Annotated in this window: 10 protein-coding genes; 9 read left to right on the plus strand and 1 reads right to left on the minus strand. The window is 68.2% G+C overall.

Annotation, left to right across the window (positions count from 1 at the left end; all coding sequences use genetic code 11):
• The first annotated feature begins 170 nt into the window (after positions 1-170).
• Genes AB0H86_RS18035 through AB0H86_RS18055 form a run of 5 tightly spaced genes read left to right on the plus strand, consistent with a single transcriptional unit; the run spans position 171 to position 6,823 of the window.
• The gene (locus AB0H86_RS18035) at positions 171-1,733 is read left to right on the plus strand and encodes an ABC transporter substrate-binding protein (RefSeq protein ID WP_362438867.1); all 1,563 of its coding nucleotides are present in this window, start codon (positions 171-173) and stop codon (positions 1,731-1,733) included.
• A 24-nt stretch (positions 1,734-1,757) separates the two neighbouring features.
• On the plus strand, positions 1,758-2,699 hold the full coding sequence (locus AB0H86_RS18040) for an ABC transporter permease (protein ID WP_362438870.1): 942 nt from the start codon (positions 1,758-1,760) through the stop codon (positions 2,697-2,699).
• A gap of 35 nt (positions 2,700-2,734) precedes the next feature.
• Positions 2,735-4,735, plus strand: a complete 2,001-nt coding sequence (locus AB0H86_RS18045; RefSeq protein WP_362438873.1) for a dipeptide/oligopeptide/nickel ABC transporter permease/ATP-binding protein — start codon at positions 2,735-2,737, stop codon at positions 4,733-4,735.
• Positions 4,732-5,532, plus strand: coding sequence for an ABC transporter ATP-binding protein (locus AB0H86_RS18050; RefSeq protein ID WP_362438876.1), 801 nt, complete (start codon positions 4,732-4,734; stop codon positions 5,530-5,532). The genes AB0H86_RS18045 and AB0H86_RS18050 overlap by 4 nt, the downstream gene beginning before the upstream one ends.
• 37 nt (positions 5,533-5,569) lie before the next feature.
• Positions 5,570-6,823 (plus strand): serine hydrolase domain-containing protein, encoded by a 1,254-nt coding sequence (locus AB0H86_RS18055; protein ID WP_362438879.1) that lies wholly within the window; start codon positions 5,570-5,572, stop codon positions 6,821-6,823.
• Between the two features lie 141 nt (positions 6,824-6,964).
• On the opposite strand, the gene AB0H86_RS18060 is transcribed toward AB0H86_RS18055, so the two are convergent.
• On the minus strand, positions 6,965-8,422 hold the full coding sequence (locus AB0H86_RS18060; RefSeq protein ID WP_362438882.1) for a DUF1996 domain-containing protein: 1,458 nt from the start codon (positions 8,420-8,422) through the stop codon (positions 6,965-6,967).
• 461 nt (positions 8,423-8,883) lie between these two features.
• On the opposite strand from AB0H86_RS18060, the gene AB0H86_RS18065 reads away from it, so the two are divergent.
• The 4 genes from AB0H86_RS18065 (at position 8,884) to AB0H86_RS18080 (ending at position 15,158) form a co-directional block, all read left to right on the plus strand.
• The gene (locus tag AB0H86_RS18065; RefSeq protein ID WP_362438885.1) at positions 8,884-11,703 is read left to right on the plus strand and encodes a SpoIIE family protein phosphatase; all 2,820 of its coding nucleotides are present in this window, start codon (positions 8,884-8,886) and stop codon (positions 11,701-11,703) included.
• A 304-nt stretch (positions 11,704-12,007) separates the two neighbouring features.
• A complete protein-coding gene (locus AB0H86_RS18070) occupies positions 12,008-13,132 on the plus strand; it encodes a sugar ABC transporter substrate-binding protein (protein WP_362438888.1) in 1,125 nt (374 codons plus the stop codon).
• Positions 13,129-13,911, plus strand: a complete 783-nt coding sequence (locus tag AB0H86_RS18075) for an ATP-binding cassette domain-containing protein (RefSeq protein WP_362438892.1) — start codon at positions 13,129-13,131, stop codon at positions 13,909-13,911. The genes AB0H86_RS18070 and AB0H86_RS18075 overlap by 4 nt, the downstream gene beginning before the upstream one ends.
• The gene (locus AB0H86_RS18080) at positions 13,908-15,158 is read left to right on the plus strand and encodes an inner-membrane translocator (protein ID WP_362438895.1); all 1,251 of its coding nucleotides are present in this window, start codon (positions 13,908-13,910) and stop codon (positions 15,156-15,158) included. The genes AB0H86_RS18075 and AB0H86_RS18080 overlap by 4 nt, the downstream gene beginning before the upstream one ends.
• Positions 15,159-15,182: the final 24 nt, after the last annotated feature.

Raw genomic sequence — 15,182 nt, forward strand, 5'->3', positions numbered from 1 at the left:
CATTCCAGGACACGTCGGCGGCTTTCCGAACGCCCAACCGCTCAGAGAACGTCCTGCCGCCCCCTACCTCGCGCGGACTCGCGCCACGGTCATCCATCGTGACGGTGGCCCCTTCCGCATCCCCGGTGACCCCCGCGTACCCATTTGCTGCTCCGACGCCGAAGGTTCAGATGACACGCTCGCGTCTCACTCTCACAATCACAGCCGGCGCCGCCGGGCTGGCGCTCCTGACCACCGCTTGCGGCGGCGGAAACAGCGCTTCGTCCGGCACCGCGACGGCCCAGAACCCGAACGTCCTGACGGTTGCCTCGGCAATCGCGCCCAACTCCCTCAACCCGGCTCTGGGCGGTTCCTCCGACCCGCAGCAGTATTTCTTCGAGCTGGCGTACGACACATTGATCCGGCAGGCCCCGAACGGGAAGTACACGCCTGCCCTCGCGGTCAAGTGGGGCTTCGTCGGCTCCGACAGTAAGACCTTCGACATCACCCTGCGGTCCGGCGTGAAATTCAACGACGGCTCCGCACTCACCGCCGCAGGTGTGAAGAAGTCCCTTCAGTACTACGCCAAGGCCGGCGGTCCGCTGGCGGCCGACCTGGCCCCCGTGGGATCGATCGACGTCCTGACCGGTCTCAAACTCCGCATCCACCTCAAGACGTCCGATCCGCTGTTGCCGCTCTATCTCTCCAGGCCGACAACCGGAGAGATCATCAGCCCCATCGGCCTCGACAAGAAGGACGAACTCGGGACCACCACGCACGGCGCCGGGCCCTACATGATCGACGCGTCGGGGACCGTCTCCGGGCAGACCTATACGTACGTCCCCAACCCCAGGTACTTCGACAAGTCGCGAGTGCACTGGAAGAAGGTCGTCGTCAAGGTCATCAAGGACGAGAACACCACGCTCAGCGCCTTCCGCTCCGGGGAGGTCGACTACGCGCTCGGGGACTCCACGACCGCGAAAGCCGCGAAGTCCGCCGGATTCCAGGTCCTGTCGAGCCCCTACTCGATCATGCAACTGATGATCATGGACCGGGCCGGCACCATGACCAAGGCCCTGAGTGACCGGCGCGTTCGGCAGGCCATGATGTACGGCATCAACCGGGATTCGATTGCCAAAGCCCTGTACGGCACGTACGCCAAGGGCTGGGACTATCCCGTTCTCGCGGGCACGAGCGGCTACACCCGGGGCAGCGAGGGAAAGTACGCCTACGACGTCGACAAGGCCAAGAAGCTCCTGGCGGAGGCGGGTTACCCGGGCGGCTTCACCCTGCCCATCACCGTGAACCTCACGGGTGTCGGCGAGCCCCAGGCCGCAGAGGCATTCGCCGCCGAGATGGCGAACATCGGCATCAACGTCAAGATCAACGTCCCGGCGAACGTCAACGAGCTCTTCTCCACCTACACGAAGTACCCGGCGATGATGTTCGACTACGGCGTCGGAATCGCCCCGCCGTATGCCCAGGGCAACGATCTCCTGTACAGCTGGGGCAACCCGTTCAAGGTCGGCGACAAGCAGCTCGACACGCTCTACCGCCAGGCGGCTTCCGCACCGACCGCCCAGCTCCAGGAGCAGGGATGGCAGAAGTTCACACAGCGCCTGTCCGACCTGTCCTGGACGATCCCGATGGTCTCCATGGAAAAGGTCGTCTACGCGCGGCCCGGTCTGCAGGGCATCGGCCTCTCGACCACGAACCTCACCCCGGACCTGACGTCCTTGCACGCCGCCAAGTGACCCTACCGAGAAAGGCACCACGTCATGTGGCGAACCAGCGGAATGCGGATCGTGCAGGCTGTGCCCTTGCTGCTCTTCGTCTCGGCGCTCACCTTCTTCCTCCAGTTGTTCATTCCGGGTGACGCCGCCCGGTCCATCGGGGGATTGACTGCCTCACCGCAGTCGATCGCCGCGCTGCGGCACCGCCTCCACCTCGACCAGCCGGTCTGGGAGCGCTACTGGGCCTGGCTGCGGGACGCGGTTCACGGCGACCTCGGGCGGTCGATCAGCAGCAACGAGTCCGTCGCGGGCACGCTCACCACCAGGGTGGGGGTGACGCTCTCCCTCGTGATCGCGACCACCCTGCTCGCGCTGGTCATCGGAGTTGTGCTGGGCATGGTCAGCGCGCGCGGTGGGCGCACCACGCGGCTCGCCGCGGACACCGCGTCCATCGCCGGCATGACCATCCCCGCTTTCTGGGTCGGTCTGCTGGGCATCTGGATCTTCAACACCCAGTTCGGCCTGCTGCCCGCGAACGGATACGTGTTCTTCGAAGCGTCCGCCGGCGGCTGGGTGCGCTCGCTGCTGCTGCCGGTGGCCGCTCTTGCCTTCGCACTGGTCACGGTGATCGCCAAGCAGGCGCGTGAGCAGTTCGCCGACGTGCTGGGCCGGGACTTCGTGCGGAACCTGCGGGCCAACGGCGTCAGCGAGCGGTCGATCCTGTTCAAGCACTCGATGCGGCACATCTCCGTCACGGTCCTGACCGTGGCGGGCAACCACCTCATCGGCCTGCTCGGATCGGCCGTGGTGATCGAGGAACTCTTCGGCCTGCCCGGTCTGGGCAGTGCGGCGGTCACGGCCGCGTCCAGCGGTGACATCCCGGTCATCCAGGGAGTGGCGGTGTACTTCACCCTCATCGTGGTCGGACTGAATCTCCTGCTCGACCTCGCCATCGGCTGGCTCAACCCACAGGCGGTCGACGCATGAGCACACAGGAGACACCGGAGATATCGGAGACATCGATGACGAAACCCGAGTATCCCGAACCCGAGCATCCCGAGCAGGCGGAGAACACTCCGGCCTCGCCCGCCTCCGCCACGGCGCGCACGCCGCACGTTTCTGTCCTGCGCCGAGTCCTGCGCCGGCCACGCATCGCGATTCCGGCCGTGATCCTGGTCCTTGAGCTGATCGCGTCGTTCGGTGCCCGGTGGCTCGCACCGTACCCACCGCAGCAGGCGGACTTCGCCGCGGCACTGACCGGGCCGAGCTCGAAGCACCTGCTCGGCACCGACCGGCTCGGCCGCGACGTGCTGTCGCGTCTGATGTACGGCGGCTCGGACACGTTCCGGGAGATCGCGATCGCCGTGGTGATCACCCTGGCGATCGCGGTTCCCCTCGGCCTGGTCGCCGGCCTGCGGCGGGGCCGCATCGACGCGGTGCTGATGCGGCTGGCCGACGTGGTGATGTCGATCCCCGGCATCATTCTGCTGCTGATCGTGCTGGCCCTGTTCTCGCAGAACATGACCGCGGCCATGGTCGTGATCGGCCTGCTGTCGGTCCCCGGCATGATGCGGGTCGTGCGGTCGGCGTCGCTGGCGGTCGGCCGGGAGACCTACGTCGCCGCGGCGCAGGTCTCCGGGCTCGGCACCTGGCGTGTGGCCCGCCGGCACGTGCTGCCGCGGATCACCGGTCTGATCCTGGTGAACGCGGCGCTGGCGTGCGCGAACACCCTGCTCATCGCGGCCGGCCTGAACGCCATCGGTCTCGGGGTGAAGCCGCCCGCTCCTTCCTGGGGCGGCATGATGGCCGACGCCGCGCAGACTCTGAACGAGAGCCTCTGGCTGGCCATCCCGACCGGCGGTCTGGTCGCCGTCACGGCCGCGGCGCTGATCGTCCTCGGTGACGGCCTGCGCGACATGCTCGCCGAACGCTGGTCCGGCGCGTCACACGCGGCACCGACCCGGCGCCGCAAGGCATCCGGCCCACTGGTGGCCGCCGCGGCGGTACCGGAGTCCGACGACGCGTGGCTGCTTGCGGAGCCGAATCCGGTCATACGGCTGACCAAGGTGACCGTCACCGCGGACACCGAGCACGGTGAGGTCGATCTGATCAGCGACGTGAGCCTGTCCGTGGGTCAGGGCCGCTCTGTGGGGCTGGTCGGCGAATCCGGCTGCGGCAAGTCCATGACGGGGCTGGCGGTGCTCGGCCTGCTGCCGACCGGAGCCCGCGTTTCCTCGGGCACCGTCGAGATCGACGGCACCGACGTCGGCTCGTTCGGTCCGGCACAGTGGCGGGCACTGCGCGGCGGCACCATCGCCTTCATCTCGCAGGAACCCATGGTCGGCCTCGATCCCCTGTTCACCATCGGCCATCTGCTGCGCGAGGCGGTGCGCACCCACGAGCGGCTTTCCCGTAAGGAAGCCACGCTCCGGGCCCGTGAACTGCTCGCCCAGGTTCAACTCCCCGATCCGGACCGGGTCTTGAGGCTGCGCCCGTCGCAGATCTCGGGCGGCATGGCGCAGCGCGTCTCCATCGCTGTCGCGCTGGCCGGGCGCCCGCGTATCCTCGTCGCCGACGAACCGACCACCGCGCTCGATGTCACCGTCCAGCGCGAGATCGTCCAGCTGCTGCGCACGATCCAGCGGGACACGGGCATGGCACTGCTGATGATCAGCCACGACTGGGACGTCATAGCGGAGGCATGCGACACCGCCCTGGTCATGTACGCGGGCCAGGTGGTGGAGGCCGGTCCGACAGACCGCGTCATGACCGCGCCGCTCCATCCCTACACCCGCAAGCTGCTCGCGGCGAATCCGCGGCTGGCGACGGTGGGCGAGCCCATCCCCACCATTCCCGGCACCGTGCCGCCCCCGGGGCAGTGGCCCGTCGGCTGTCACTTCGCCGACCGGTGTCCCGACCGTGTCTCCCGGTGCACACAGGCGCCGATTGTCCTGATGCAGCCCGATGACCAGGGCGTCGCCCGCTGTGTCCGGGCCGGCGAACAGCTGGAGGTGTCCTTGTGAGCACGACCGATCGGCCTCTGCTCGACATCCGCGACCTGTCCGTGTCGTACCACCGCCCTGGCAAGGGCACTCCGGCCATCCGAGACGTGTCCCTGGACATCCGGCCCGGCGAGACCGTCGCTCTGGTCGGGGAGTCCGGTTCCGGCAAGTCCACCCTGGGCCGTGCCGTGCTCGGGCTGACGGCCGCCACGCAGGGCACGATCCTGTTCGACGGCCAGGACATCACCCATGCCGGCGGGGCCCGGCGCAGGGAGCTCAGCAAGAGCATTCAGGCCGTCTTCCAGGACCCCAACGGTTCTCTCAACCCGGCTCTGACCGTGGGCCAGACCCTGGCCGAACCACTTCTGGTGCATTCGCGTGACCAGCGGTCCGTGGTCCTGAAGCGGGTACGGGAGGTGCTGGCGCTGGTGGGGCTGCCGGCCGAAGCGGCCGACCGTTACCCGCGCCAGTTCTCCGGAGGCCAGCGGCAGCGGATCGCGATCGCCCGGGCCCTGGTGATGTCGCCGAAACTCATCGTCTGCGACGAGCCGGTCAGCGCGCTCGACCTGTCGGTCCAGGCACAGGTCCTGAACCTCTTCACCGCTCTCCAGCGGGAGACGGGCGTCAGCTACCTGTTCATCTCCCACGATCTTGCCGTGGTCCGTCATCTCGCCCAGCGGATCGTCGTCCTGTACCGCGGTGACGTCGTGGAGAAGGGCACGACCGAGGACGTCTACGCCGACGCGGCGCACCCCTACACGCGACGGCTGCTGGCGGCGGCCGGGGCCGACGGGGTCCCGGCGCCTTCCGCCCGCTGACGCAGGCAGTCCCCGACTTCAGTACACGGAGGTATACGTGCAGCAGTTCGCCGATCGTTTCACCGTCACCAAGCCCCCGGAGCAGTCCGGCTTCAGCGCGGAACGGCTGGGGCGGATCACCGAATTCTTCAACCGGCAGACGGACCTCGGGGTCATCCCGGGATGGTCGGCGATCGTGGCCCGGAACGGAGAGCCCGTGTACGCGGCGGGCGGCGGTCTTCGGGACCTCGAACTCGGGCTTCCGGTCGAGCCCGGAACTCTGTGGCGGCTGTATTCCATGACGAAACCGGTGACGTCTGTCGCCGTCATGATGCTGGTGGAGCGGGGTCTGCTCGGACTCGACGACCCGGTCAGCGCCTACATTCCCGAGTTCGCGGACATGGCGGTGTACGACGGCGGGTCGCCGGGGAGCCTACGGGTCCGCCCGGCCGCTCACCCGGTGACGGTGGGCCATCTGCTCACGCACACCGCGGGCCTGACCCTCGGGCTGGCCCACATGGACCCGGTGGACGCGCTGTATCGCCAGGCGGGCCAAGATGTGCTCCCGCGGCCGGGCACGACACTCCAGGAGATGTGTGCCGATGTGGGCGGGCTGCCGCTGCTGTTCGAACCGGGCACCGCGTGGAACTACTCCCTCGGCGTCGACGTGCTGGGCCGGATCATCGAGGTCTGCAGCGGCGAGACCCTCGACAGCTTCATCGAGACGAACGTGCTCGGCCCGCTCAAGATGACCGACACGACGTTCTCGCTCGCGCCCGGGCGGGTGACGGACCTGGCGGAGGTCTACAGCCCGGAACCCGAATCGGGCCGGCTCGCCGTGAACCAGGAACTGCGGCCCACCTTCCGCCGGCCGGCCGAGTTCCCGTCCGGCAGCGGCGTCCCCGGACTGGTGTCGACTCTGGAGGACTACCACCGGTTCGCAACCATGCTCGTGCGTGGCGGTGAACTGGACGGCGAGCGGCTGCTCGGCCCCCGGACGCTCGCGCTGATGACGACCAACCACCTGCCCGGAGGCGCCGATCTGACCTCCTTCGGGCGGTACCCCGACGACGAGCACCGCGGCTGCGGGTTCGGGCTGGGGTTCTATGTCGTCACGGATCCCGTGGCCGCGGGTTCGTTCGGCAACAAGGGAGAGTTCGGCTGGTCCGGTGCGGCGAACACCCACTTCTTCGTGGACCCGGTCGACGGCGTCACGGCCGTGTTCTGCACTCAGGTCGTCACCTGGGGCAAGCAACGAACGCCCATACGCCGCCAGTTGCGGACCCTCGTGTACCAGGCCATGACCATCTGAACCGAAATCGGGAAGCCGCGGCCCTGCTTGTCGGCGTCCCATACGACAGTGGCGCGCCCGGCCGTCGGAGAACGGCCGGGCGCGCCACTGTTCATGGCGGTGAGCGTCGTCAACTCGATGCCCACCGCCAGGTGTTCGGACTCAGCTGCACTTACGGCCGGTGTTGATGCACTGGACCGCCTTGTTCATCACCTTCGCGTCGAAGATGTTGATGAAGTCACCGTGGTCGGTGACCGGCTTGTGCTGCTGTTCCGGGAAGCTGTCCAACGAGAAGAACGGACGGGTCTTGCCGTTGTTCTTCACGCTGGGCGCGTCCACGTCGTACACCAGACGCTGCACCAGCTGCGGAATGGCCTTGAAGCCGGTCGCGCACTTGCCGTTGGCGTCGGCGAAAGCCACGTGCGTACGGTGGTTGGCGCTGTCGATGTTCGTGCCGTCCCAGCAGCTCTGGAACTTGAAGGTGCGCACCACGTCGCTGCCTGACGGGCAGAGCGGGTACTTGTCCTTCAACTGCACCTTGTTCTCGAAGCCGGTGCAGCTCCAGGAGGCGTTGGCGTTGGCCGTGCCGTTGACGAACGCCTTGGCGTCACCGGTGATGATGCGCAGGAACTTGGGCATCGCCACCACCTTGCCGCGGGGGCTGCCCACGAAGTCCAAGGTGGCCTTCTTGGCCGTCAGGATCCGGCCCGTGTTGCCCTCGGCGCCGCCGCCCTGCTTGTCGGCGTCGAACTCCTTGGTGCCGTCCTGCAGGCGCAGCACCGGCCAGTAGTAGGACGACTTGTCGCCCTTGTTCTGGCAGCTGGTCCCGGCCTTGGCGAAGTCCTGGTCGCTCGAGAAAGCGTCATTGTCCTGGTTGCCGACGTAATCGTGCACGTGGTGTGCGCCGTTGGTGACACCGGGCGCGACAATGACGTTGTCGCTGTTGTACAGCTTGTTGGCGTTCACCCCGCACTTGCTGACGAAGACACCCTTTGAAGCCTTCGCCGACTTGGCCGGCGTGCGCACATTGGACTTCACCTTGGTGATGTCCACGAAGTCGGCGGCGACGGGGCCGTTGCCGGTCACTCCGGCATTGGTGTTGTTGCCACCCTGGTTGTTGTTGCCGCTCTGACCGGCGGTGGGCTGGTTGCCGGTGGCGCGCAGCGTGCAGGCCGCCAAAGCGTCAAGGCCCTGCGGCTTGGCTGCCACTCGGCCGATGGCGGTGGCGATCCGGTTGATCGTCGCCGTCCGCTTGTCCTTCAGCGGACCCACGATCGCGTTCTGGGCGAAATTGGGGTCCTGCTGAATCGCCTTCTGGGAGGTGGAAAGGCGCTGGTATGCCTCGGATATCTGCTTGTCGAGGAGTGCCAGTTCCTTGTCGACCTGGGCCTTCGCCTGGGCGGGCACCGATGTCACCTTCTGGCCGACGTCGGGGCAGTCAATGGTGGAGGTGCCGGCCGCGAGCACCTGGTTCTGGGCAGTGCCCTTCGACGTGCTGGATTCGTCGGCCGAGGCGTAGATGTTGACCGCCACCAGTCCACCGGCCCCCACGGCCAGTGCGGCCGCCGCGCCTACCGCCCGGCGGGCAGTCTTCGATCTTTTTCGCGTGTTGCGTCTCATCAGGCCTCTCAAGGACAACTCCGGAGCCGGCAGGACTTCCGGCATGGGTGAAGCGCGTCCTCAGATACGAATGTGCGCGCGGAATGCTCAGCGAATTCTCAGGTTCGTAGGTTCCTCCATCCGCAAACCGTGCATGAACGCCCAATCCGGGCACGGTCGGCTTCCGGTAATGGTTGCGATCAGTCACTGGCTGTCATCGCCACGCCCATGGCCGTGTCAGCTCCTTGCGTGACCGCCTCTGCCTGTCACGCGACAACCCCTGCTGATCGACATCACCTGGCTTGCGCTCTCCGGTACCAAGGGCGAGCGGAAGGGGGATGACCTTGGTGATTCAAAACCCGCGATGGCGCCTCACCGCACTCGGAAAAGTTCGATGCGGCTAGATTGAAGTGTGGGGGGTTTTCTAATCGGATGATCTACATCGAGGCGGCTCTCGTAGTCGGCTCAGGGGAGTGATCCCGGTGACCGAAGATTGGAGCGACCCGGACCGCGTCACGGCGCGGGCTCGCGAGCGGTTGCTCTCTGGCGAGGTCGTCATGGGAGGTCCGCGCGGGGCCATCCTGAGCTCGTGGCAGCGCTGTCAGGTGCTGGCCATCAGCCCGGACCGCTGGGCCCCGCCGTATGAGGCGGATCTCGACCTGGACGCCCCCTTGGTCCGCGCAGCGAGGCCGACGTTCGACTGGCTGCAGTCTCGGATCACCGGCACTCGGGCACGGGTGTCGCTCGCGGACCGCCAGGGGAGGAAACTTCTGCGTCGCGTCGGCGAGGCCTCTCTGGCCGGCCGCCTCGATGCCGTCTTCGACGCCCCCGGGTTCTGCTTCGCCGAACACGCGGTCGGCACCAACGGGATCGGCCTGGCGCTGGTCGAGCGGCGCCCCTGCCGCGTCCTCGGCGCGGAGCACTTCACCGAGCACACCCAGCCCGACGCCTGCGTGAGTGTGCCCATCCGCAACCCCCTCGACGGGCACCTGGAAGGGGTCATCGACTTCGCGTGCGACGTGGCCGACGCCACCCCGGAGGCCGAATACCTCATGTACGAAGCGGGCCATGCGATCGAACGGCGGATACTGGAGCAGGCGACCCAGCGGGAACGTGCCCTGCTGCGGGCATACGCGGCTGCCGAACGGCGCGTGCACGTACTGGACCACTCCGCAGGAACGCCGGCGGCCCCTGGCACGCCGACCGGTGGCGGGCGCGATGCCTCACTGATCCTGGGGGAGAAGGCCACCGAGCTCATCGCGGAGGGCCACCGGGCCGCCGTCGAGGTGCCCCTGGGACAGGGGCTCACGGCCACGCTGCTGTGCAGGCCGCTGGAGACCGCCTCCGGGGTGACCGGATTCGCCGTCGAGGCTCTCTTTCCCGAGGGCCCACTCCAGCACGTCATGCCCAGTACGGCGGATACCGCCCGGGTGCAGCGGAGCCCCGACGGCTCGCAGCGTACGAGCGCCGACACCCCACCGACACCGCGACACAGCCGTCCGGGCCCGGCGGCCGACCCGGCGTCGTACCCGATGGCCGACCTGCCCGACGCCATCGGCCCGGCTGCTCCTGGCCGCGCCGCGGCCGTACAACTGATCGGCGTGGGAGAACAGGGGATCGGCCGTCTCGCGGTGGCGGCCAGGCGACGCCTCACGCTGTTGATCGAGGCCGGTGCGCACATCGGCACCACCCTCGATGTGACCCGTACCGCCGAGGAACTCGTCCGGGCGGCCGTGCCGGAACTCGCCGACTTCGCCACGGTGGACCTGGCGGAGCCCGTCCTGCGTGGGGAGGAACCGGAAAGCGGCACGGTTGAGGCGGGCACCATGCTGCGCCGCACCGCCCTGCACGGACTCCACGAGGGCCTCGCCCTGTACCCGGTGGGTCACATGGTCAGCTTCCTGGCCACCACGCCGCAGGCACGTTGCCTGGCCGGCGGTCGAGCGGTACTGGAGGCCGACCTGCGCGCCGCTCCCGGCTGGAAGGCACAGCATCCCGAACGCGTCGAACGGATCCTCGCGCAGGGTGTCCATTCACTGATCACCGTCCCCTTGCGTGCCCGTGGCGTCACCCTGGGCGTGGCGAGCTTCTACCGCCGAACACAGGCGGAGCCCTACGAGGACGACGACTCGGCGCTGGCCTCGGAGCTCGCCGCCCGTGCCGCGCTGTGCCTCGACAACGCCCGTCGCTACACCCGCGAACGCGCCACCGCGCTCACCCTGCAGCGCAGCCTCCTGCCACGAGAGCTTCCCGAACAGACCGCGGTCGAGGTCGCCCACCGCTACCTGCCCGCCCAAGCCGATGTGGGCGGCGACTGGTTCGACGTCATCCCTCTGTCCGGCGCCCGCGTCGCCCTCGTCGTGGGTGACGTCGTCGGCCATGGCCTGCACGCCGCGGTCACCATGGGCCGCCTACGCACCGCCGTACACAGCTTCGCCACCCTCGACCTCGCCCCGGATGAACTCCTCGCGCGCCTCGACGACCTCGTCATCGCCCTCGACCAGAACCGGACCGGCGCATCGGACGACGCCGAGATCATCGGCGCCACCTGCCTGTACGCCGTCTACGATCCGGTCTCCCAGTGCTGCACCCTGGCCCGCGCGGCTCATCCCCCGCCCATCGTGGTCCGCCCGGACGGCACGGTGCAGTTCCCCGATCTGCCCGCCGGCCCGCCGCTGGGCCTCGGCGGCCTGCCCTTCGAGGTGAGTGAGCTGCACCTGCCCGAGGGCAGTCAGCTCGTTCTGTACAGTGACGGGCTCATCGAGGACCGCACCCGGGACATCGACGCCAGCCTCGACCTCCTGGATCAGGCTCTGGCCCACCCCGACCGGCCCCCGGAACAGACGTGCCAGGCCGTCCTGGACGCCTGCCCGACCCCGCACAGCAGCGACGACGTGACTTTGCTCGTCGCTCGAACCCGCGCACTTCCGCAGGAGAACATCGCGAGCTGGGACGTGCCGCACGACCCCGCCGCCGTCTCCGAGATTCGCGCCGCCGCCATGAGGCAGCTGTCCGAGTGGGGACTCGACGAAGCCGCCTTCACCACCGAACTCGTCCTCGGCGAGCTGGTCTCCAACGCCATCCGGCATGCCAAAGGCCCCATACAGGTACGCCTCCTCCGCGACCGCACGCTGATCTGCGAGGTCTCCGACGGCAGCAGCACCGCACCCCATCTGCGCCATGCCTCGGACACCGACGAGGGCGGGCGCGGCCTGTTCCTGGTCGCCCAGCTCGCCGACCGCTGGGGCACGCGCTACACCGCGGGCGGCAAGATCATCTGGGCCTCACAGCCCCTTGCCTGACGCTGCGGCATCAAGACATCCTCGGGCTGCGGCACTTCCCAACCGTGGCGTGCTCCTGGCAGTTGTCCGAATCGCAACATCGCGCTCGCCGGCTTCCGGCGAGCGAGCGCCCCAGGTGCTACTCGCCGGTAAGTGCCAGCTACCGTGCACTTTCTTCCGCCACGCCCCACGCGGCCACGGCGCGTCGTTGTGCAAACGATATCTCGAGGCCCGCATCTTCTTTGGCTCAAAGTGTTGACCCCACGGAAACCTTGGTGCAAAGGTTTGCGCACTCTGAGGCCGGATTCACTAAGGAGTGTCACCAATGCGACGTTTGCCCTGTTCGCGAAGACTCGTCGTTCGTCTGGCTGCCCTGCCCGCGGCGGCCCTTCTGGTCGCCGCCTGCGGCTCCAGCGGGGGCAGTGGCACCGCCGGTGGCGGCAAGACCGTCTACATGCTGTTGCCCAACACCACGACCGTGCGCTTCACCACTCAGGACGGCCCCGACTTCAAGGCCGCGATGAAGAAGGCCATGCCTGACGCCAAGGTCGTCATCCAGAACGCCGAGAACGACCCGCAGAAGCAGGTCCAGCAGGTCGAGACCGCCATCTCGGGCGGCGCGTCCGCGATCGTGCTGGTCGCCGCAGACCCCTACATCGCCGGCGGCGCGCTCCAGAAGGCGTCCGTCGCCAAGGTCCCCGTGCTGCTCTACGACCACGACGCCCGTGGTGGCCCCGCGGCGGCACAGGTCGTCTTCAACTCGCTGTCGGTCGGCCAGAATCAGGGCAAGGACGCCGCCAAGCTGCTCGCCGGCGGCACGACCGCCAAGCCCAAGGTCATCGCCCGCATCTACGGCAACCAGGGCGACTACGGCACGACCCAGTACAAGAAGGGCCAGGACCAGTACATCCAGCCGCTGGTGAAGGCCGGGAAGGTCAAGGTCGCCTGCGAGACCTACACGCCGAACTGGGACCCGGCCAAGGCGCAGTCCGAGATGGAGCAGTGCCTGACCAAGACCGGCAACAAGATCGACGCCGTGGTCGTGATGAACGACGGCACGGCCGGTGGCGCCATCGCCGCGCTCAAGGCCCAGTCGCTGACCGGCAAGGTGCCGGTGATCGGCGGTCAGGACGCCGACCTGCAGGCGGTCCAGTACATCCTGCTCGGCTATCAGTACAGCACTGTGTACAAGCCGTTCAAGCTGCAAGCCTCCAAGGCCGCCGAACTGACGGTGCAGCTGCTCAAGAACGGCAAGATCAACAAGGGTGACATCGACGGCTATGTGGACAACGGCTTCATGAAGCCCGGCGTCCCAGCGGTCTTCCTCCCCGTACAGGACCTGCACGCCGACACAGTCTCAACGCTCGTCAAGGACGGCGTCTGGACCTGGAAGCAGATCTGCGTGGGTCCCACCGCCGCCACGGAGACCTGCAAGAAGGAAGTGGGATGAGCAAGGAAGCGGCCGCCGTGACCACGGCGGCCCCGCTCCTCGAACTCCGCCAGGTGGTCAAACTCTTCGGCGGCGTGCACGCCCTGGAGGGTATCGACCTCACCGTCGGCCAGGGCGAGATCGTGGCCGTGGTCGGCGACAACGGAGCAGGCAAGTCCACCCTGATGAAGATCATCTCCGGGCTGCAGCCCGCCGATGGAGGAGAGATCCTTATCGACGGCAACCCGGTCGAGCTGCGCCGCCCGGTCGATTCCACGGCGCTCGGCATCGAGACCGTCTACCAGGACCTCGCTCTCTGCGACAACCTCGACACCGTCCAGAACCTCTTCCTCGGCCGGGAGGAGACCGGCTCTCTGCTGCGCGGCGCGCGCCTGCGCCGCGCGGACATGGAGCACCGAGCGCAGGAAACCATCCGCCGCCTGGGAGCGAAGATCCCCTCCCTGCGCACTCCGGTCGGCCGTCTCTCGGGCGGCCAGCGACAGTCCATCGCCGTCTGCCGCTCCACCCTCTCCGACCCGCGGCTCGTCCTGATGGACGAACCGACGGCGGCGCTCGGCGTCGAGCAGAGGACCGGCGTGCTCGACCTGATCCGCCGGCTGCGCACCGAGCACGGTTGCGCGATCGTGCTGATCTCGCACGCCCTGCGCGACGTCCTGGAGGTCGCCGACCGCATCGTCGTACTGCGCCTGGGCAACAAGGTCGCCGAGTTCGACAACAGCGAACGGACCACCAACTCGGACCAGCTCGTCGCCGCCATCACAGGAATCTCGGCACCATGACCCCATCGAACCAACCGCCCGCGGCCGCTGCCGCCACTTCCTCCCCGCCGCCCGTCGCGCGCGTGGAAGGCCGCCAGTCCCGCCGCCGGACGGCGCTCGACGCCGTCGCCGGACGATACCGATTCGTGCCCGTCGTCCTCATGCTGGCCGTGATCTGGGCCTTCTTCACCGCCCAGGACAGCGCGTTCCTCGGCAACCGCAACATCACCAACCTGCTGGTGCAGATCGTTGTCACCGCGACGATCGCACTGGGCATCGTCTTCGTCCTGCTGCTTGCCGAGATCGACCTCTCGGTCGCGGCCAACAGCGGAGCGGCGGCGGCCCTCACCGCGATCCTCGTGGTCAACCAGAATTGGCCCGCCTGGCTCGGCCTGCTGGCCGGAATCGCGGCCGGGGCGGCGGTCGGCCTGATCCAGGGAGGCATCGTCACCCAGTTCGGGGTGCCGTCCTTCGTCGTCACCCTGGGCGCCCAGCTCGTGCTGCTCGGCGTGATCCTGGTACTGCTGCCCGGCGGCACCGGACAGGTCAGCCTCTTCGGCACCGGCATCGCCACGCTGTCCAGCACCTACCTGCCACCCGCCCTGGGGTGGACACTCATGGCCGTAGGCATCACCACGTTCGTCCTGCTGCGCCTGCTGGCTGTGGGGGAGTCCCGACGCCGGGGCATCGACATGAGCGTGGCGCGTGAGGTCGTACTCCCCGGCATCCTGGTCGGCGCCGCCAGTGTCACAGCCGTGGCGGTACTCAACAGCTATCTCGGTGTGCCCCTCCCCGTGGTGATCCTCTTCGCGCTGCTCGTCGTCTTCAGCTACATCACCACACAGACCCGCTTCGGTCTGCACCTCTACGCTGTCGGCGGCAACCCGGACGCCGCCCGGCGGGCGGGCATCCCGGTGGCCCGAGCCAAGATGATCGCCTTCAGCCTGGCGGGTGCGCTGGCCGCGCTCGGCGGCATCCTCGCCGCCTCACGCCTGCTCGGGGTGTCGGCCTCCTCCGGCACGGGCACGGTGCTGCTGGAGTCCATCGCCGCGGCCGTCATCGGCGGGACGAGCCTGTTCGGCGGGCGCGGCAGCGTCTGGGACGCCCTGCTCGGCGCCCTGGTCATCGGTTCCATCTCCAACGGCCTCGACCTGATCGGTGCGGAGACCGTGGTCAAGTACGTCGCCGAGGGATCCATCCTCGTCCTCGCGGCGACCGTGGATTCGATCCTCACCCGCGGCAGTGTCTTTGCCCGAGCGAGCAAATAGCGCAGGCTCGCCGCAGACACCGCC

This window comes from Streptomyces sp. NPDC050997 (assembly GCF_040660135.1).
Taxonomy (GTDB): Bacteria; Actinomycetota; Actinomycetes; order Streptomycetales; family Streptomycetaceae; genus Streptomyces.

Bases quoted from the DNA above. Each gene is read 5' to 3' on its own strand.
- AB0H86_RS18070 (WP_362438888.1), top strand. From the start codon at position 12,008: ATGCGACGTTTGCCCTGTTCGCGAAGACTCGTCGTTCGTCTGGCTGCC.
- AB0H86_RS18080 (WP_362438895.1), top strand. From the start codon at position 13,908: ATGACCCCATCGAACCAACCGCCCGCGGCCGCTGCCGCCACTTCCTCC.
- AB0H86_RS18035 (WP_362438867.1), top strand. From the start codon at position 171: ATGACACGCTCGCGTCTCACTCTCACAATCACAGCCGGCGCCGCCGGG.
- AB0H86_RS18040 (WP_362438870.1), top strand. From the start codon at position 1,758: ATGTGGCGAACCAGCGGAATGCGGATCGTGCAGGCTGTGCCCTTGCTG.
- AB0H86_RS18060 (WP_362438882.1), bottom strand. From the start codon at position 8,422: ATGAGACGCAACACGCGAAAAAGATCGAAGACTGCCCGCCGGGCGGTA.
- AB0H86_RS18075 (WP_362438892.1), top strand. From the start codon at position 13,129: ATGAGCAAGGAAGCGGCCGCCGTGACCACGGCGGCCCCGCTCCTCGAA.
- AB0H86_RS18045 (WP_362438873.1), top strand. From the start codon at position 2,735: ATGACGAAACCCGAGTATCCCGAACCCGAGCATCCCGAGCAGGCGGAG.